This is a genomic window from Staphylococcus sp. FSL K6-0223 (assembly GCF_038008285.1).
On sequence record NZ_JBBOYX010000003.1, the window covers coordinates 669,851 to 690,263 of the forward strand.

At 34.6% G+C, this 20,413-nt stretch carries 16 protein-coding genes; 3 read left to right on the forward strand and 13 right to left on the reverse strand.

Annotation, left to right across the window (positions count from 1 at the left end; genetic code table 11):
* Positions 1–163: 163 nt before the first annotated feature.
* The 3 genes from MHI13_RS20570 (at position 164) to MHI13_RS20580 (ending at position 3,579) form a co-directional block, all read left to right on the forward strand.
* Positions 164–751, forward strand: coding sequence for a hypothetical protein (locus MHI13_RS20570; RefSeq protein WP_002432755.1), 588 nt, complete (start codon positions 164–166; stop codon positions 749–751).
* Positions 752–970: 219 nt separating this feature from the next.
* Positions 971–2,332: an FAD-dependent oxidoreductase gene (locus MHI13_RS20575; RefSeq protein WP_002432726.1), complete on the forward strand. Its 1,362-nt coding sequence runs from the start codon at positions 971–973 to the stop codon at positions 2,330–2,332.
* A gap of 356 nt (positions 2,333–2,688) precedes the next feature.
* The gene (locus tag MHI13_RS20580; RefSeq protein ID WP_002432552.1) at positions 2,689–3,579 is read left to right on the forward strand and encodes a fructose bisphosphate aldolase; all 891 of its coding nucleotides are present in this window, start codon (positions 2,689–2,691) and stop codon (positions 3,577–3,579) included.
* 220 nt (positions 3,580–3,799) lie between these two features.
* Here the strand turns inward: MHI13_RS20580 and MHI13_RS20585 are convergent, their stop codons facing one another.
* The 13 genes from MHI13_RS20585 to betA all read right to left on the reverse strand — a co-directional run bounded on the left by MHI13_RS20585 (position 3,800) and on the right by betA (position 20,322).
* Positions 3,800–4,984 (reverse strand): FAD-dependent oxidoreductase, encoded by a 1,185-nt coding sequence (locus MHI13_RS20585; RefSeq protein ID WP_064210752.1) that lies wholly within the window; start codon positions 4,982–4,984, stop codon positions 3,800–3,802.
* A 23-nt stretch (positions 4,985–5,007) separates the two neighbouring features.
* Positions 5,008–5,562, reverse strand: a complete 555-nt coding sequence (locus MHI13_RS20590; protein WP_002432898.1) for a PadR family transcriptional regulator — start codon at positions 5,560–5,562, stop codon at positions 5,008–5,010.
* 136 nt (positions 5,563–5,698) lie between these two features.
* A complete protein-coding gene (locus MHI13_RS20595) occupies positions 5,699–6,559 on the reverse strand; it encodes a class I SAM-dependent methyltransferase (protein WP_002432203.1) in 861 nt (286 codons plus the stop codon).
* Positions 6,560–6,713: 154 nt separating this feature from the next.
* A complete protein-coding gene (lqo, locus tag MHI13_RS20600) occupies positions 6,714–8,219 on the reverse strand; it encodes an L-lactate dehydrogenase (quinone) (protein WP_002432748.1) in 1,506 nt (501 codons plus the stop codon).
* A gap of 345 nt (positions 8,220–8,564) precedes the next feature.
* Entirely contained in the window at positions 8,565–9,386 is an 822-nt protein-coding gene (locus MHI13_RS20605; protein ID WP_002432738.1) for a pyruvate, water dikinase regulatory protein, read from the reverse strand.
* A gap of 1 nt (position 9,387) precedes the next feature.
* The gene (gene ppdK / locus MHI13_RS20610) at positions 9,388–12,015 is read right to left on the reverse strand and encodes a pyruvate, phosphate dikinase (protein WP_002432591.1); all 2,628 of its coding nucleotides are present in this window, start codon (positions 12,013–12,015) and stop codon (positions 9,388–9,390) included.
* A gap of 239 nt (positions 12,016–12,254) precedes the next feature.
* Positions 12,255–13,841, reverse strand: a complete 1,587-nt coding sequence (gene mbcS, locus MHI13_RS20615) for an acyl-CoA synthetase MbcS (RefSeq protein ID WP_002432480.1) — start codon at positions 13,839–13,841, stop codon at positions 12,255–12,257.
* 270 nt (positions 13,842–14,111) lie between these two features.
* Positions 14,112–14,477: a hypothetical protein gene (locus tag MHI13_RS20620; RefSeq protein WP_037579319.1), complete on the reverse strand. Its 366-nt coding sequence runs from the start codon at positions 14,475–14,477 to the stop codon at positions 14,112–14,114.
* A 435-nt stretch (positions 14,478–14,912) separates the two neighbouring features.
* The gene (locus MHI13_RS20625) at positions 14,913–15,383 is read right to left on the reverse strand and encodes an antibiotic biosynthesis monooxygenase family protein (RefSeq protein ID WP_064210753.1); all 471 of its coding nucleotides are present in this window, start codon (positions 15,381–15,383) and stop codon (positions 14,913–14,915) included.
* A gap of 35 nt (positions 15,384–15,418) precedes the next feature.
* Positions 15,419–15,631: a sterile alpha motif-like domain-containing protein gene (locus MHI13_RS20630; protein WP_023351057.1), complete on the reverse strand. Its 213-nt coding sequence runs from the start codon at positions 15,629–15,631 to the stop codon at positions 15,419–15,421.
* 151 nt (positions 15,632–15,782) lie between these two features.
* Positions 15,783–17,165 (reverse strand): MFS transporter, encoded by a 1,383-nt coding sequence (locus MHI13_RS20635; protein WP_002432500.1) that lies wholly within the window; start codon positions 17,163–17,165, stop codon positions 15,783–15,785.
* A gap of 18 nt (positions 17,166–17,183) precedes the next feature.
* Positions 17,184–18,359, reverse strand: coding sequence for a M20 family metallopeptidase (locus MHI13_RS20640; protein WP_002432669.1), 1,176 nt, complete (start codon positions 18,357–18,359; stop codon positions 17,184–17,186).
* A gap of 244 nt (positions 18,360–18,603) precedes the next feature.
* Positions 18,604–20,322: a choline dehydrogenase gene (gene betA / locus MHI13_RS20645; protein WP_002432573.1), complete on the reverse strand. Its 1,719-nt coding sequence runs from the start codon at positions 20,320–20,322 to the stop codon at positions 18,604–18,606.
* Positions 20,323–20,413: the final 91 nt, after the last annotated feature.

Genomic DNA, 20,413 nt, shown 5'->3' on the forward strand with positions numbered 1-20,413 from the left:
TATGAACAAATCGTGAGGATATATTAACTTCTTTAACTTATCTTAAAGTTTCAATAATGTTTCTTTTAAACCGGTATGATTATTTTATTCAGGTGGTACACTAAAAGCGTAGAAAACATTATTCCAAATTCTAAATTCTCAAATTCGAAATGGGGTTATCATTGTGAACAAGATTTCTCTTATTGCAACAACTGTAATAACTGGGGCAGTATTATTTACGACTGCAAATGTTTCTGAAGCAAAAGCGGATGAAGTAACTGCAAATAATGCAAAAGACGTAGCACAACAAGCTATGAAAAACAGCGGTGGCAATCCCAACTTACAGAATTTCAATGCCGTAAAAGATAAAGGGGACTACTACGAAATCGGTATTAATAATAAATCTGGTGCAGGTGTGGGCACTTATAAAGTTTATAAAGATGGTGAGGTTCAATATAAAAGTGGAAACTTTGGTAATTATAGCACTTTGAATAGCGAAGATTGTTATACTGGCCAAGATATCACAACAAAACCTTATAAAGAACCTAAACACGTGGCCAAAAAAGAAGTAGCCGTTGATTCTACTAGAGAACTTAATTCATTCTATGTAGGAGACGTAAAATCTTCTGATTTACCAAAGCATTCTAAATCTTCACTTCCTGAAACAGGTCATAATGACACACATGTAGGGATGGATTTAATCGCTGGTACGTCACTTCTAGCAGGCGGATTATTAATTGGCGGACGCAAACGTAGAGAAAAAACTTCATAATCTAATAAATTTAAATTTTATTGATAGAGGGGCATATGATAGTGTTTCATCACTATGGTATGGCCCTTTTTTTGACGATTTTTTGAAATTCAGCCTTATAGTAATGATAAATTGAATAATCGATAATTAGAACGGATATAATAATAATGTAAACATTAATTCTAATAATGCTTACGCATTTTACTATAGATAAACAAAGTCTTAAGGAGGTATTTAATCATGAAATATGTAGTCGTTGGTACATCACATGCTGGTTATGAAGTGATTGAAACACTTTTAAAAGAAGATTCAAATGCTGAAATTCATGTATTTGAAAGTGGAGATAAACCTTCATTCTTATCTTGTGGTATTCAAAGCTATTTAGAAGATGTTTCACCGTCATTAGATTCATTACACTATGCTTCTGAAGCTTCTTATAAAGAACAAGGCGTTAACATCCATGTAAACAGTACTGTTACTGACTTAAATACAGATAAAAAAGTGATAACTGTAGAACAAAATGGACAATCTAATGAAGTAACGTATGACAAATTGTTCTTAAGTCCTGGCGGTAAACCAGTTACTCCTCCAATTGACGGCATTGATCAGTATAATAACGTACTATTTATGCGTGGTCGTGAATGGGCAGATCAAATTAAACAACGCATGCCTCAAGCTAAAAAAGCGGTTGTCGTAGGTGGTGGCTATATTGGTATCGAAGCTGCCGAAGCATTCGCTAAAGCAGGTATTGAAACAACGATAGTTGACATTGCAGATAGAATTTTAAATACGTATTTAGATCAAGAATTCACTGACATTTTACAACAAAATTCAGAAAAACATGGTCTTTACTTCAAAGGCGGTGAAACCGTTCAATCGTTATCTGGTGATGACAATGGAAACGTAACAAAAGTTGTAACCGATAAAAATGAATATGAAGCAGATACTGTTTTATTCGCAGTCGGTGTTACACCTGCAACTGAATGGTTAGATGGCAAAATTGAATTAGGCGAAAAAGGTATTATCAATATTGACCATCAACAACAAACTTCTGCTAAAGATGTATATGCTGGTGGCGACGCAACACTTGTACCATTCGCTCCAGTTGAAGAAGATCGTTACATTGCTTTAGCAACAAACTCTCGCCGCCAAGGTGTCGTAGCAGCAAAAAATATGACTGGTAAAAATATGACTATGCCAAGAGTCTCCGGAACATCTGGATTGCAATTATTTGATTATAAATTTGGACAAACTGGTGTACACGGTACAGAAGCTGATAGTTATGATGGTAATTTAGGTCAAAAATATGTTGAAGAACTGATTCATCCAAAATTCATGCAAGACGAAACTACAATTCACATGAAAATCATTTACGATGAAGATAGTCATCAAATTTTAGGTGGACAAGTCATGTCTACAGAAGATGTTACAGCTTCTATCAATACAATTTCTATGGCGATATCAGCAGGATATACACTAGAACAATTAGCCGTACAAGATTTCTTCTTCCAACCTGACTACGATCGCCCATGGAATTACCTCAACGTGCTTGCTCAACAAGCGCTCGGTGATACGTTCGGTAGTGACAAAATGCTATTCTAAACTGATTTAGGTTGCATATATCAATACTCAGTGTGAAAAGTACACAAAACTTTTGCACTGAGTTTTTTATATTTATAGTATAGGTTTCTTAAAGTTTCAGAGTGATGTAAGGAATATTCTTAAAAACATTTGAGCTATATGAAGACCTTATGTCCCCTATGAAATTTTCACTTCAACTTGATAAGAAATAAGACTTATACTTTTACATTGTTAGCAATATAATTCTAATTTACGTCAAATTTATGACTTAATACAATATTCAGAATACTTTTACACATTTTTCGAGTTGAAAAGCTTGAGATAAAAAATATTTTTTATCATACTATAAATGAAAGTTAAGTTAAGGAGTGGAAAGTATGAATAAAGAACAATTAGAAAAAATGACTAATGGCAAAGGATTTATCGCAGCATTAGACCAAAGTGGCGGTAGTACTCCTAAAGCGCTTAAAGAATATGGCATTAATGAAGACCAATATAGCAATGAAGATGAGATGTTCCAACTTGTACATGATATGCGTACTCGCGTAGTAACTTCACCATCATTTTCACCTGATAAAATCTTAGGTGCAATTCTATTTGAACAAACTATGGATCGTGAAGTAGAAGGTAAATATACTGGTGATTACTTAGCTGACAAAGGTATTGTACCTTTCTTAAAAGTCGATAAAGGTTTAGCTGAACAACAAAATGGTGTTCAATTAATGAAACCTATCAATGACTTAGACGAAACATTAGACCGTGCAAATGAACGTCATATCTTTGGTACTAAAATGCGTTCTAATATCTTAGAATTAAATGAACAAGGTATCAAAGACGTTGTTGAACAACAATTCGAATTTGCTAAAAAAATCATTGCTAAAGGTTTAGTACCAATCATTGAACCAGAAGTAAACATTAATGCTAAAGACAAAGCTGAAATTGAAAAAGTATTAAAAGCTGAAATCAAAAAAGGCTTAGACGCATTAAATGATGATCAATTAGTAATGTTAAAATTAACTATTCCTACTGAAGCTAACTTATACAAAGAATTAGCTGACCATCCTAACGTTGTACGTGTCGTTGTATTATCTGGCGGTTATAGCAGAGACGAAGCTAACAAATTATTAAAAGACAACGATGAATTAATCGCAAGCTTCTCACGTGCATTAGCAAGCGACTTACGCGCTAGCCAATCTCAAGAAGAATTCGATAAAGCGTTAGGCGACGCAGTAGATTCAATCTATGACGCATCAGTAAATAAAAATTAAGGTGCAAAAAAGGTGCGGAAGTGAGCGCTTAGGTCATGAGCAATAACTAGCTATGAGCAAAAATCGATCTATGATTTTAGCGATTAGCGTATTATTGTCGATTGACCTGCTCACTGAAGCCCGTCTATCATTCCGGTTATGCAACATTATCTTGCTTAACCTAATATAAAATGCCGTGTGGTAATCTATTTGACCACACGGCATTTCTTTATACTTTTTATTATTTATTATCTAATTTTTGTGCTTGATGCTCTTCAAACAATTCACCAATGTGATTAAAGAAATCGCCAAATTTTTGAGCAGCGTCATCACCAAACATTTCTTCTAAATTAGCTTGAGACTCACTTGCACTCTGTTCTGAAGCTTCATACATAGATGCTTCATATTCTTTCAACGCATCTTGTAAATTATTATTCTCTTTAAGTGCTTTCGCTAATAAATATGCATCGTAGAATGCCATATTAACACCCTCGCCTGCAAATGGACTCATTAAATGCGCCGCATCTCCGATTAAAGTGAGATTAGATTGATTCTCCCACTTAAACCCTATAGGCAATTTGTAAATTCGACGTAAGAGTACATCATCACCAGCATATTCAATATATTTTTTTAAATCTTTGTCCCAGTCCGAGAAATCTTGTAACAACTGTTCTTTAATTTCTGACTTACTCATTCCTTTAAATTTTTCAAATTCCTCATAATCCATTTGATAAGACATATATACTTTAATTCTTCCATCGCCATTCACTTGACCAAGAATTGCTTTATGGTCACCAAATGCCATCATTTTACCATTTTTATTAAACGCTGCTAAATCAGGATATTGTTTGTATGCATCTTCTACATTTAGTTCAACCATTGAAATACCATTATATTCTACGTCCACATTTGCTAAATAAGGTCTCACTTTTGAAAATGCTCCATCAGCCCCAACTACAAAGTCAAACTCAGCTGTATCTCCCTCAACAAATGAGACTTCAACTTGTCCATTGTCTAAGCGACGAAGTGATTCGAACGCTTTACCATATATTACTGTGCCTTCACTTAATTGTTCACTGATGATATCACATAGTTCACCACGATCAATTTCTGGACGTCCTCCCTCAACTTCAGGATCGGCTGTTTCTTCATAATAAACCTTACCATTTTTATCTAAAACGCGAGTATCTTCACCCTCAAAACGAGCTAACTCTCTAAATCGATTAATAATACCTGTTTCTTTTAATGGTAACTGGCCACTCTCCTCATGAATATCTAAGGAACCTCCACGGTCTCGATTTACATCTAACCCAGCTTTCTCAAAAATTGACACTTCAAATCCTTGTTGTTGCAAAAGAAGTCCTAGCATTAATCCACCAGGTCCTCCTCCAATAATACCTACGCTTTTAACATCTTTTATATTCATTTGAACTCCCCCACTATCTATTTTTATTTAGAAAATTGTTCCAAACGTGCTTTTGTTTCTTCTACAAATTGGTCAAACTCTTTTTTCAATTCTTCATCTTGTAGTGCTTGCTGACTCGCTTTCATAAATCCTTGGAACACCTCATGTAATTGTTCTCTTGATGCTTTTAATTGCTCAAAGTCTATATTTTGAAATTGTTCCATTCGTTGTGTAAATTCATCATTATTAATATTCTCCTCTAAGAACTTCTCACCTTCTTCAGTGATTGAGTACACTTTCTTTTTACCATCTTTAGAGATTGATACAAATTCTCTATCTTCTAACATTTGTAAGATAGGATAAACAGATCCAGGACTAGGTGAATAGAAGCCTTTAAAACGTTCTTCTAAATCTTTAATAATTTGATATCCATGACGTGATTCTTCCTTCAACATTTTAAGAATGACAAATTGTAAATTGCCTTTCTTGAAAAAGCGGTCACGACCGCCGCCTCTCGGACCACCAAATCCTCTGCCAAAATCAAATCCTTCAAATCGCTCCATTCTTTGTCTTATCATTTCAGGTCTTCTTCTGAACATTTAAATCACCTTTCTTTATTTGTTATTTCGATATATCAATATCCTAAGCGATATATCGTAATAATTTTTCAAAAAATAAATACCATTTTAACAAATACTGTTAAAACGGCATTTAGAAGTCGTATCTTCAATACATTTAGTCTTGTAATGTGATAAGTACTTTCCCAAACTTACCACCGGTAACTACGGGTACATGATTGCCATATTTATCTCGTAAATATTGTTCAATACTTTCTTTTTGTTGCGCATTCATTTCAATTTCTACTTCTTTTAACCAAGAAGGTAATTGACGCATGACTTCATCTACACTTTTTTCAGCATGTTGTGTATGACGTTCAATTAAGGTTTCATACGTATAGTTATTGCAATAAAGTAGCTGCAATAAATAATATAAATCAGCAGTCATTGGCGAAGGTTCTAATTCAAGAAAAGCAACGACCTCATCCACGATTGAGTTTTCTTTAGGTCCTGCTATTAAGCTGACATAAACATATTGATGAGCTATATCTATAGCTTTTTCCACGGCTTCCCATGTTGTTACTGCAGGACACATTGATGCAAAGACTAAATCGAATTTTTTAATATCTGTCGTTTCAATATTTTCAAATGATTCATTAATTGTTTCAATCTCTACACCATAATGTTGCGCATTATCTTTTAACATATCGTGCAATATGGATGAGGGTTCAAGACTAGTAACTTTAGCGCTTTCTTTTGAGAACGGTATACTAAACACTCCTGAAGCAGCACCAACATCCAGTATACTTAGGTTTTCAAATCCTCCTGTTTGATTCTGAATCCATGACATAATTCGATTTACTCTTTTTTGACTCTCTTCAGTAAAAGAATTTTTATTAAAATTTTCAGCCCATTTTTCAAAGCCTGGAGCATCAGGTTGACCTAAACCTGCACGTTTCATTCTTTTATCTTGTGTATTAGGATCATTGTCCCAAGCCTCTTTCCAAAACTGTTGATCAAAGATATTTTCATTTGTCATATCATCAAACTCCTTCGACTCTAACTTTGACTCCATTGTATCTCTTACCTTTATTTATTAAAAATAATTAATATTCTAGGCATGAGGTGAAATATTTGTATATAAAAAAGACGTGTGAGACATCTTTACATCTCACACGTTAAAAATATCTATTCTATTTTTTAGCTTTATCATAATAACCTAGTTCTAGGTCTTTTGAAGTTTGTTTACGGATTTTTCTCATTAATTGTTCATCATTAATTAATGATTCTCCATAAGAAGGAATCATTTCTTTAATTTTCGGTTTCCAATCAGAAGTATATTCAGGGAAATTACGTTCTAATACTTCTAATGCAACTGAAACTGAAGTAGAAGCTCCTGGTGATTCACCTAATAAAGCGATAACTGAATGATCTTCAGAGTTCACAACTTCAGTACCGAATTGAATGAAGCCTTTACCATTCTCTTCAGTATCTTTAATAACTTGTACACGCTTACCTGCTGTGTATAATTGCCAATCTTCATCACGTGCTTCAGGATAGAATGTACGTAAGTGATTCATGCAACCTTCTTTAGTCATAATCACTTGATCAATTGAATATTTAATTAATGGCACATTCTTAATTGCTGCAGCTAATAATGTTGAGATGTTATATGGCTTAACAGATCTGAATAAATCAAGGTTAGAACCAAATTTAAGGAATTTTGGTCCAATATTCGCGAATGGTCCAAATAATAATGTTCTTTCACCATCGATATAACGCGTATCTAAGTGAGGAACTGTCATAGGTGGTGTGCCAGGTGGTTCTTTACCGTATACTTTGGCATCGTGTTGTTCAATAACTTGAGGGTTAGTACAAGCAATGAACTGACCACTAATTGGGAATCCACCTAAGTGTTTACTTTCTGGGATGCCAGTTTTTTGTAGAAGTGGAATCGCTCCACCGCCGGCACCAATAAATACATAATCTGTTTGATGTTCAAATACATCACCAGTATTACGGTTTTTAATTTTAACTAACCATTTACCATTAGATAAACGTTCAAAGTCTACAACTTCATGATTGTATTGTACTTCAACGTTTGAAGAGTCATGAAGGTTTTTAGCCATTTTACGAGTAAGAGCACCGTAGTTAACGTCTGTACCTTCATCAATTTTACTAGCCGCCATAACGCCACCGTTATTTTCGCGACCTTCCATCATTAACGGAATCCATTTTTTCATTTCTTCAAAGTCTTCTGTATATTCGATATTATCGAACATAGGGAAGTTTTTCATTGCTTCATAACGATCTTTTAAGAATTTCACGTTATTTTTACCACGTACGAAACTAATGTGTGGTAATGGATGAATAAACTCTCTAGGATTTTCAATTTGACCACTTTTTACTAAGTGACCCCAGAATTGTTTAGAAATCTCAAATTGTTCGTTGATTTCTTTTGCTTTTTCGATATCAATTGAACCATCTGGTTGTTGAACTGTATAGTTCAATTCACATAACGCAGCGTGTCCTGTACCCGCATTGTTTCGTTCATTTGAACTTTCAATACCGGGACGATCTAGACGTTCATATAAATGGATATCCCATTCAGGTTCGATGCTTTTTAACATTGAACCGAATGTTGTACTAAGTACACCGGCACCAATTAATACAACGTCTTTTTTCTCAGACTTTGCCATGTTGTTCACCTCTCAAATAATTTAAAATATATTACACCAGTACATTAGAGTTGTTCTTTTATTAAATCCCAATTCACAACTCCAAAAATTAAAGAGCATCTTAAACTCTTTACTAGTTACTACACTTCTATGTTAAAGCAACAATAAGGAAATGTAAATTATTCTAACTAAGATTATTCAATTGTTTAATAATAATTTTTTTATACTAAAAAATATTAATTACAAAATATTTTTCTCTTTTAATCCGGCTACAATATTGCTCTTAATGCACACCCACATCAACATGAAATAACAGCACAAAGTTAAAGTTTTCTACTTCAACCTCGTACTGTTAAAATAAGCAATTTAACGTTGCATTAAAAACTTTTCTATATAAAATGCAGATTCTTCAATAGATTTATACTCAGTATTGATGACTGTAGCATTCAATTTTTTGAAAACTTCTTCTGCATAAGAGAGTTCTTTCTTAATACGTTCCAAACTATTATATGTAGACTCAGCAGATAACCCTAACGTTTCAGCACGATTGCGACGAATGTTTGCAATATAGTTCGGACTTGCAGTTAAGCCAAACACTTTTAGCCCCTTTTGTTGAAATACATTGTCTGGAATGGCAACTTCCGGTACTAAAGGAATGTTTGCTATTTTATAACCTTTGTTGGCTAAATACATGCTTAATGGTGTTTTAGACGTACGTGAAACTCCTACAATTAACGCATCCGCTTCACCAATATCTGTAAAATGTTTACCATCATCATATTTGACTGAGTACTCAATAGCTTCAATACGTTTGAAATATTCATCATTAAGTTTACGTAATGCGCCACTTTCCATTAAAGGTTTGGCATCTGTATGCGTTTCAATTATTCGAATTAACTCTGACATATAATCGACGTATGGAATATCATGTTCTTTCGCAAATTGATGACCTAAAGCATTAAATGATTCGCTCACTAATGTTGTCGCTACAATTGCATTTTGTTCTCGAGCAAGTTGAAGCACATTAAGAAATTCTTGTTCATCTTTAATGTACGGAAATTTCTTAATCTCAACTTGGGTCAAATCTGGAAATTGAGTTAATGTAGCATGAATCATACGTTGTGCCGTTTCCCCAATTGAATCCGAAACAATAAATAACTTTAAAACTTGATCGTTCTTCTCTTCCACCTTATCGCTCGCTTTCCTCCGCCTGACTTTGAGCAGTAGCTAATATCGCACCAGATACCCTGAATGGTGAACATGATACATAGTCAATAGACCATTGATTAAATTGATGAATTGATTTAGCATCACCACCAAGTTCACCACATACGCCTATCTTGATCTCTGGTTTTATTTGCTTAGCTTGTTCAACCGCGTATTGAATCAATTGTCCCACACCATCTTTATCTAATGTTTGGAATGGATCAATCTGTAAAATGTTACTTTCAGTATACACGTTTATAAATTTCCCTGCATCATCTCTTGAAAAACCATAAGTTAATTGTGTTAAATCATTTGTACCGAAACTAAAGAAATCACAATGTTGTGCAAGTTGTTGCGCAATTAAACATGCTCTCGGTGTTTCGATCATTGTACCAATAAGATAATTCACATTTGTTTTTGCGTCATTTTCCAATTGAGTAATTGTTTCTGCTAAACGGTCTTTTAGAGTAATAAACTCTTCAACAGTAGAAACAAGTGGAATCATAATTTCAGGATGACACTCTATGCCCTCTTTCTTAAGTTTCAATACACTTTCAATAATCGCCTCTACTTGCATTTCGTATAACTCAGGATAAGTTATAGCTAAGCGACAACCACGATGACCTAACATAGGATTAACTTCGTTGAGTTCAGCGATACGCTTACTTAATACATCTTTAGGAATATCAAGTTGTTCGGCAACGCTTGCGATGTCTTCATCTGAGCTTGGCAAAAATTCATGTAATGGGGGATCTAATAAGCGCACAATTGTAGGTCGGTCTTGAGAAAGTCTAAATATAGCTTCAAAATCCTCTACTTGATACGTTTTAATCTTCTCTAATGCACCAATACGTGCTTCATGGTCTGAAGCTAAAATAAATCGGCGCATCTCTATTAAACGCTCAGCTCCAAAGAACATATGCTCTGTTCTTACAAGTCCAATCCCTTTAGCACTAAAATTATATCCTGCTTTAATATCTTGAGGTGTTTCGGCATTCATTCTGACTTGTAAGCGCGCAGTTTCTTCAGACCATTCCATAAATTGTTCAAATGCTTCACTGTGTTCTGCATTGACCGTTTCAATCTCACCTACATATAAATCTCCTGTGGAACCATCTACCGAAACCACATCACCTTCATGCAATTCGCCATCTGAATAATAAACCGTTTTATTTAGAGTATCGATTTCAACATCTGAACAACCTGTAACACAACATTTACCCATCCCTCTTGCCACAACTGCTGCATGAGATGTCATACCTCCATGAGTTGTAACGATAGCTTCACTAGCAATCATACCTTCAATATCTTCTGGGGACGTTTCCGGACGCATCAGAACTACACGATGACCTTTTTCAGCTTGTTCTTTCGCATCTTCAGCTGAGAAGACGACTTGGCCTGTTGCTGCACCTGGACTTGCAGGTAACCCTAATTTCGAAATAACAGTTGCTTGCTCTAAGGCTTCTTCCTTAAAATTAGGATGCAATAATTGATCGATTGATTTTACATCCACATTTGCTACTGCCTCTTTGCGAGTGATTAAACCTTCATTAACCATATCCACAGCAATTTCAATGGCAGCTCTTGCCGTACGTTTCCCATTACGTGTTTGAAGTAAATAAAGCTTGCCGTTTTCAATCGTAAATTCGATATCTTGCATGTCTTTATAGTGTGTTTCAAGTTGCTTTGTCACTTCAACAAATTCTTGATGAACCTCTGGCATTTGCGCCTTTAATGTATCAATATCTTGTGGTGTTCTAATTCCTGCTACAACGTCTTCACCTTGCGCATTAAGTAAGTACTCTCCAAATAATTGGTTATCACCAGTAACTGGGTTTCTGGTAAACGCAACACCTGTACCACTCTGTTCTCCACTATTACCAAATACCATTTCTTGCACATTGACTGCAGTTCCAATATCATGCGGAATATCATTTAATTCTCTATATACACGCGCTCGATCGTTATCCCAAGATTTGAATACCGCTTCAATCGCTTCCTCTAATTGCTTTAATGGTTCTTGAGGAAATGGCTTATATACCTCTTCTCGGTAAATCTCTTTAAACCTTTCACATATCGTTTGCAAGCCGTCAGCAGGTATATCCGCATCGTTCTTGTAATTGTGTTTATTTTTGAAATCATCGAAATATGTATCAAATGCAAGCATAGGAATACCATACACAACTTCACCAAACATTTGTAATAAACGTCGATAACAGTCATAGGCGAAACGTGCATCATTTGTCTTATCAGCAAGTTTCTTCACGTTGTCATCATTCAAACCTAAATTAAGGATAGTATCCATCATTCCAGGCATAGAAATTTTTGCGCCACTACGCACTGAAACTAATAATAAATCTTCGTCAGAGGAGAATGATTTTCCTGTTCTTTCTGAAAAGGACGTTAAGTGATGGATCAATTGTGTTTTAACTTCTGTTGGCAATTGTTCATTTTGTTTTAAGTAATCAATACATGCCTCGGTTGTAATTGTAAATCCATCAGGTACCGGTAAACCTAAACGTTTCATCTCAGACAGGTTAGCACCTTTCCCACCTAATAAATCTTTCATTGAAATGCGTCCTTCATCAAATGCATAAATATATTGTGTCATCATAGACCACCTCTTCTTTTAATATGTCATACTAATCATTTTTGAGTATGTCATATTAAAAGAATAATTACAACTATTTTTATGAAAAGGATTTCATAAATATTACGATTACGTGAATAAAAGCCTTTAAAACAACATTAGCGAAAATATAAATATGTTATACACAAAAAACTGTCGACTCAGTTTAATACTGAATCGACAGTTTGATACATCATAATAACTTTATAGTTCGAATTAGATTAATCTCGGTTATTGTATTTTGCAATTTCCGCATCACGCAGTTCGACACGGCGAATTTTACCAGAATTTGTTTTTGGTAAATCATCGACAAATTCTATTGCTCTAGGATATTTGTAAGGTGCCACTTCATTTTTACAGAATGTCTGAAGTTCTTTAACAAGTTCATCATTGCCTTCATAGTTATTTTGTAAAATGATAAAGGCTTTAACAATATTACCACGAATCTCGTGAGGGCTGGCAACCACTGCACATTCCTTAACAGCAGGATGATTCGTCAATGCGTCCTCTACTTCAAATGGACCGATTGTATAGCCAGAGCTTATAATAATATCATCACGACGTCCTTCAAACCAGAAATAGCCATCTTCATCTTTATGCGCTAAATCTCCTGTGACATAATAATCACCTGCTGAAGCCGCTTTCGTACGTTCCTCATCTTTATAATATCCTTTAAATAATGCAGGCAAATCTAATGGCACAGCGATATTACCTTTAGTTTGAGGTGGAACTTCATTACCATCATCATCAATAATTGTGACAAAACTACCTGGAATGCCTTTACCCATAGACCCCGGACGTGGTTCTGTATCTTTAAGAAAACCGATAAGCAATGTACTTTCAGTCTGACCATAACCATCTCTTACTGTAAGATTAAAGTTGTTCTTAAATTGCTCTACAACTTCACGATTAAGTGGCTCGCCTGCTGAAACCGCACTGTGTAGATGTTCTAAATGATAGTCATTTAGATTACTTAGTTTTGCCATCATACGATATTCAGTCGGCGTACAACATAATACATTAATTTGATAATCTTGTAATAATTCAAGATACGTTTCTGGTTGGAAACGTCCATTATATACAAAGGCTGTTGCGCCAGTACCTAGTATTGATAAGAACGGACTCCATACCCACTTTTGCCAACCTGGAGCAGCCGTTGCCCACACAAGATCATCTTCTTTGATGCATAGCCAATGTTTCGGTGCCATTTGTAAATGCGCATATCCCCAACCGTGAGAATGTGTAACAGCTTTAGGATTACCAGTAGTTCCCGATGTATATGAAAGAATTGCTAAATCATCACGTGTCGTTTCAGCACTTTCAAGTTCATTACTTTCGTTAGCTTTTTCATCTTCGATAGAAATCCAACCATCTTGATGACCAGCAATAATGAATTTAGTTAGTTCCTCGTATTCTTTAACGCCTTCAAATTCTTTAGTTAATGTGTGAAATGCAATCACTGCATCAATTTCACCATGTGTAATTCGATATTGTAAATCTTTAGTACGTAACATTTCTGAGCTTGGTATAATCGCGATACCCAATTTTAACGCAGCGATATATAATTCATATGTGGCGATAGCGCGTGGCATCATGATTAATACTTTGTCACCTTTTTTAAGACCATGTTTTAAAAAGACATTCCCTACTTTATTTGCATTTTGCAATAGCTCTTCATAACTTACTGAAATATTATCATGTTCGTTATCTTTATAAATAATCGCTTTTTTAGATGAATCTGAAGCGTATTTTTCAATTTCTGAAATAATATTATATTTCTCTGGAGCAAGTAAATCTGATTTGTTCATAACTGTACTTCCTTTCAATTCACATTCATACTCATACTATCAGAACTTAAAGTCCATTCAAATGGATTAAACTTATATTATAGTAATTTTCTGAATTTTTAGTATTATTTGGATTATATTGATAATTGTTCTTGTATTACTTATTAGAGCACTGTATATGCGTAAGGAATATGATGATCAGAATCAGAAACAGTTACTTATAAGTCACTTTTAAAAATAATCCTTACGCGATTAGGCATTAAAGTAACCTTTTTTTCGATATTGATACAATCACTTATTTAGAGAAGAGAAACTATAGATAACTAAATAGATAATTATAATGACTATGACATGAATGGCTCCTAGAAATATTGCAAAACCATCTGTCGAAAATGGGGTGAAATAACCTGATGAATTATAAACATTCATAAATAAATGAACACATACCCAAGAGAGAAATATCCCAATGATTCTACTTATTACAATGCCTATGTTATTTTTTATACCAGTTTTAAAAATAGATAAACTCACTAAGAGCGCGACAATCACATATGGAATATAACCTATTAGTGATCCCGTATGATAATCAACATTCAGGCCGATAAACTCTATTGGAATTAAGGAACAAATTATCGTAATGAGTTTGAAAAAATTCATTTTAGATTCGTGCTCTCCTAACTATTTAAATTTGTCTATTTTTCAATATTTAATCGCATTTGGAAATCGTTAATCGACTTTAAAACTATTAAAGTTGAGAAATGTCATATTGTCAAAATGATACAGTGACCTCAAAACCTTCTATTCTAATTATGAGTGAGGGGCACGTTTAACAATTTAAACTTGTAAATACAATTTGAAAACTAATGCCTATAAATAAGAAGGCTAAGACACAAATGATTGTCTTAGCCTTAATTAACATATTAGCAATGAATGACTATTTTAAAACCGTGCTTACATCAATTTTCTACAATTTTAGACATTTTTGTTGGTGGACTCCCAAATCAAAAATTTATTTTAAAAATTTCAACAAGCTATGTAAGTTGGATGCGGGACAATAGAATTATATTTCTGCCCTTCTCTCCACCTATTTACCTATATGACGCTTTCAAAATCTATATGATGATGAAGTTTTTCAAGTTCAATTCTAACATTATATGATAAATCGCGATTAACAATGCGATGATCCACACCTTTTGATGTCCCACGTTTCTTATGTGTTTCTGCGTACTCAGCAGAATTCTGCCAATCATAAAATGCTTGTCGATTTTCCCATAAAGTTACGATAATATAATGTCGACCGACAGTTTTAGGTCTTAAAAATCTCAATGCTTTAAATCCTGGTACATTTTCTAAATGTTTGTTTCTTTGTAAAAACTTTTGTTCAAAAGCTTCTTCGTTTCCTTCATTAACAAAAAGATGATTTAACACGCAAAATGCGTCGTTTGATAGTGTATTTATAGCTTCTAGCACTTCGTAATATTGTTTATCATTATTTTTCTCTATCATAAAAGAATGACCAGTTTCTTCTATAATATATGCCTTGTATGCATCATTGATTAACATATATAATTCCTTCATTTCACTTCAATTTATAAGTATTACATCCTACTTTGTTCATAAAGGGATAATGAGCGTTTAACAATTTCTATGAGTTCATGATCGAAATCTTTAAGTTCATTGAAATAATTGAGTATATTGTCAGCTACAGTCTCTTCAATTGGAAAATGAGCATCTTGGTTAATCCACGCCGCTAACTCTCCCAATGGCGTTTGATCTCCCACAAAGTTCTGAATAAATTCATAGAAACTCACGCTAACACCCCTTTTTTCGTAATATAAATTTATACTATCACGAAATGACTCATAAAACATCATATCAAAGAATATTCAGTGAAATTTATTTGCATTTTCAAAAAGAAAACTCTTTAAAACGTTTGTTTAATTTAAAGAAAATAGACAATTCTTATGAGTTCTTTTTAGTATTAGGAAGTGTGAGCCATACAATAAAGTATGCAGTGAAAGCAATCATTGTATTAAACCATAGCCCCATCATTGCTCCTAATTTTGGATCAAATAATGTTGAAAATATGCTATAAATTGAACCTGAAATGGCCACACCAAAAGCGCCACCTATTGAAGAAGCCATTTTATAAATACCTGAGGCGACGCCTACCTTTTCCTCTGGAGAATGAGAAATGGCTGTATCAGTCGAAGGCGTTGCAAATAAACCTAAACCTAATCCAAATAATAAAAATCCTATCACGCATAAAGTGATATACACTGGAATAGGTAAAAACGTAATCGACATTAAGAATATTCCCACCGTTGTCGACATCGTACCAATTAGCATAGGTTTTCTAGGACCAAACTCTTGTAAGATTTTCTCTCCTACTCGAATCATTGTTAATACTGCAATCAAATACGTGAGTGACAACAAACCTGTTTCAAATGAACTTAAACCTATACCTTGTTGGACAAACGTATTCGTTATGAGAAGCGTACCAGCAACTGTATTAATTAAAAAATTAGCAAATGTCGCACTCGTATAGAATCGATTACGAAATAAAGCAAAATCGATAAGTGGATAGCGTTTTCTATTTTCAAGGATGATAAATAATATTGTAGATAACACAAATGCGACAAATAATGACACAATCGCTACGGAAAATAAACCTAAATGTGCAGCTTGTGTAATCATAATATTAAGACTGAGCATCATAACAACTAGTAAAATAAGACCTACAATATCAAACCGTCTTGATGATGCATGTCGATTCTTAGATTCTGGTGTACCTTTAATTAAAAGTACTGCAATGAGGGAGACGATAATTGAAAAAACAAATATCCATCTCCAGCTTAAAAATGTAGCTATCATCCCTCCAAATAAAGATGCAAAACCAGAACCTCCCCAGGATCCTATAGACCAGAAACTGAGCGCACGCTGACGTTTGTCACCGTGATAGTATGCTTTAATTAATGATAGTGTCGCAGGCATAATCAATGCAGCAGAAAGACCTTGAATTGCACGTCCCATCAATAATAACGGAATGTAGTCAGAAACGATAATAAGTAATGAGCCAAAAATATTTAACCATAGTCCAATTATCGTTAAACGTACACGTCCAAAATAATCTGCCAAACTGCCCGCTCCAACTACAAACATGCCACAAAATAGAGCTGTTAGACTTACCGCAATGCTTATTGTACTTAAATAACTTCCAAATGACGTTTGTAAATTGGGAATTACGTTGATTAAAGAATTAGCAAATAACCAAAATGTGATGACTGCTAATACGATTCCTATTAAAAGTTTACGAGTCCCTATGTATTCATGTTGCTGATTCATTGATGTTAAAATCTCCTTTTAAGTTAAATAATCTAAAACAACTGTGCCCACTGCTTCAGCAGCAACAAGCATTGATGATTCATTAATATTAAATTTTGGATGGTGGTGAGGGTAAATATCACCATCTTCAGGTGCAGCACCTGAATAAATAAATGTACTTGGTAATTCAGTAGCATAAAATGCAAAATCTTCTGATGGTGGCTGAGGTTCACATATCTCAACACCTTTAATATCATCAATTTGTGCATTTTTGATTGTTTCTGCGACATATGAAGTGAATTCTGGATCATTATATAACGCAGGATAATCCTTTTTGAACTCGAATTCACATGTTACTCCAAATGTTTCCTCTATACCTTTAACAATTCTAGTTAATTCTTGTTGAATTGTATCTCTAGTCTGGTCAGTTAGAGCACGAACGTCTCCTTCTATTTCAATTTGATCTTTAATCACATTGAATTGACCTTTACCATCAAACGAACCTATAGTGACTACACCCGTTTCAAATGGGTTCAGACGTCTTGATACTACTGTTTGAGCAGTAGTGACAAAGTTGGAACCAGCCACAATTGCATCATTAGCCATGTGAGGTGATGAACCATGACCACCTTTACCTTGTACAACTAATTTAAAATAAGCACGACCTGTTTGAACATAGCCTTCTTTGTAAAAGACTTTACCTGCTTCCATCGTACTCATAACATGCGCACCTAATACATGATCCACACCATCAAGCACACCATCTTTAATCATTCCTTGGGCCCCACCTGGCGGCATTTCTTCTGCAGGTTGATGAATGATAACGACTTTACCTTTGAATTGTTCTTTCATTTCTATCAATGTTTCTCCGAGAATAAGCATATATGCTGTATGCGCATCATGGCCACACGCATGCATAACGCCTTTATTTTTTGAAGCAAATGACAGTCCAGTTTGTTCTTCAATAGGTAATGCGTCAAAATCTGCACGAATCGCAATCGTCTTACCTGGTTTCCCACTATCAATTGTTACTTTAACACCATTGGGTCCTACATTCGTTTCAACGTCACAATCTTTCTCTTTATAAAAATTGGCAATGTATTGAGGCGTTTCAGTTTCATGAAAAGAAAGTTCAGGATGTTCGTGAAGATATCGTCTGATTTCAATCATTTTACTTTCTTTCTCACGTAAACGTTTAATTAATTCTTGATTCATTTATATCCTCTCCTCAATTCAATTATAGAACTTAATCGTCAAGGAATGTTGCACAGTGTCTTTTTACTATATTTTTTATTTATGATATTAACAACTACAATATTGCACTTTTTGAAAATTAGAAGAAAAATGAATTGCCAAAACATAAATAAAAAGCCTTTAAATGAATTTGAATTCAATTCACTTAAAGGCTTCGCTAATTATAGAATAGCTTTTGTTCATTTAATTGACGAACTTATTTCGATTAATATTGATAAAATGGATCGTCTTCCATTGCGCCAGCTTTCTCATCATGAACACCATGTTTATAGTAATCTACATATTGAGGTTCTAATGGTTGTCTACCACGAATAATGTCTGCTGCTTTTTCAGCTAACATTAAAACTGGAGCATGAATATTACCATTTGTTGTACGTGGCATTGCTGATGCATCTACGACACGTAAGTTTTCCATGCCATGAACTTTCATAGTTAATGGATCTACAACAGCCATAGGGTCTGAAGAAGGGCCCATTTTAGCACTACAAGATGGGTGTAATGCTGTTTCGCCATCCTTACGTACCCAATCTAGAATTTCTTCATCAGTTTGTACTTCTGGTCCTGGTGATATTTCTCCACCATTAAATGGATCCATAGCTTTTTGTTTAAGAATATTACGTGCAACACGAATTGCTTCTACCCACTCGCGTTCATCTTCTTTAGTTGATAAGTAGTTAAACACGATACTTGGTTTTTCAAATGGATCTTTAGATTTAATTTTCAAGCTACCTCTTGAATTTGAATACATTGGACCTACGTGAACTTGATAACCATGCGCAACAGGTGCTTTTTGACCATCATAACGTACAGCTATAGGTAAGAAGTGGAACATTAAGTTAGGATAATCCACTTCATCATTTGATCTTACAAATGCGCCACCTTCGAAGTGGTTAGATGCTGCGGCACCTTTACGCGCAAAGATCCATTGTAAACCGATAAACGGCATACGTTTTACATCAAGACTTGGTTGTAATGATACAGGTTGTTTACATTTATGTTGAATGTATACTTCTAAGTGATCCTCAAAGTTTTCACCCACACCTGGTAAGTGCATACGTGGCTCTATGCCTTTAGATTTTAAGAACTCTGAATCACCTATACCAGATAATTGTAATAATTGAGGTGTGTTGAACGCACCGCCTGATAAGATGACTTCGTTAGCTTTAACCGTTTGTTCTTTACCATTTTTCTTATAAGTGACGCCTGTTACCTTTTTACTATTGTTATCATCGAAATTAAGTTTCGTAACGAAAGCACGTGTCTCTACGTCTAGATTTCTACGTCTCATTGCTGGGCGTAAATACGCTCTAGATGCTGACATACGACGACCATGATGAACTTGACTATCGAATGGACCAAATCCTTCTTGTCTAAAGCCATTTACATCTGGTGTTTTATGATATCCCGCTTCAACACCTGCATTAAAGAATGATTTAAATAGTGGATTTGTAGCAGGTCCACGTTTTAATTTAACCGGTCCGTTATGTCCACGTACTTTATCATAAGGTGATGCACCATAAGTTGTTTCTAACTTTTTAAAATATGGTAAGCAGTGAGCGAAGTCCCATGTATCCATACCTTCTGGCTCTGCCCAGCCTTCATAGTCCATTGGGTTACCTCTTTGATAAATCATACCGTTAATTGAGCTTGATCCACCAAGCACTTTACCTCTAGCATGGTCAACTTTACGTCCCATATGAGGTTCTTCTTCAGTTTGATATCTCCAGTCATAGAATGGGTTACCAGATGGGAACATTAATGCTGCGGGCATTTGAATAAATAAATCCCAGAAATAGTCACTACGTCCAGCTTCCAATACTAATACATTTTTATCTTTATCTTCAGATAGACGGGCACCTAGTACTGAACCTGCGCTTCCGCCACCAATAATGATGTAATCATATGAATCATGTTTTCTACTCATCAAATTCGACCTCCAAAATTGATAGTTTTCTTTGTTTTTCAACATCTCTTTCTTAAAAGGTTTTACATATTGAAGTGAGCGCCATTAAGTT

Coding starts and splice junctions, on each gene's coding strand:
- MHI13_RS20625 (WP_064210753.1), bottom strand. CDS start 15,383: ATGTTAATCAATGATGCATACAAGGCATATATTATAGAAGAAACTGGT.
- MHI13_RS20635 (WP_002432500.1), bottom strand. CDS start 17,165: ATGAATCAGCAACATGAATACATAGGGACTCGTAAACTTTTAATAGGA.
- MHI13_RS20620 (WP_037579319.1), bottom strand. CDS start 14,477: ATGAATTTTTTCAAACTCATTACGATAATTTGTTCCTTAATTCCAATA.
- MHI13_RS20585 (WP_064210752.1), bottom strand. CDS start 4,984: ATGAATATAAAAGATGTTAAAAGCGTAGGTATTATTGGAGGAGGACCT.
- MHI13_RS20580 (WP_002432552.1), top strand. CDS start 2,689: ATGAATAAAGAACAATTAGAAAAAATGACTAATGGCAAAGGATTTATC.
- mbcS (WP_002432480.1), bottom strand. CDS start 13,841: ATGAACAAATCAGATTTACTTGCTCCAGAGAAATATAATATTATTTCA.
- MHI13_RS20575 (WP_002432726.1), top strand. CDS start 971: ATGAAATATGTAGTCGTTGGTACATCACATGCTGGTTATGAAGTGATT.
- ppdK (WP_002432591.1), bottom strand. CDS start 12,015: ATGACACAATATATTTATGCATTTGATGAAGGACGCATTTCAATGAAA.
- MHI13_RS20640 (WP_002432669.1), bottom strand. CDS start 18,359: ATGAATCAAGAATTAATTAAACGTTTACGTGAGAAAGAAAGTAAAATG.
- MHI13_RS20595 (WP_002432203.1), bottom strand. CDS start 6,559: ATGACAAATGAAAATATCTTTGATCAACAGTTTTGGAAAGAGGCTTGG.
- betA (WP_002432573.1), bottom strand. CDS start 20,322: ATGAGTAGAAAACATGATTCATATGATTACATCATTATTGGTGGCGGA.
- lqo (WP_002432748.1), bottom strand. CDS start 8,219: ATGGCAAAGTCTGAGAAAAAAGACGTTGTATTAATTGGTGCCGGTGTA.
- MHI13_RS20590 (WP_002432898.1), bottom strand. CDS start 5,562: ATGTTCAGAAGAAGACCTGAAATGATAAGACAAAGAATGGAGCGATTT.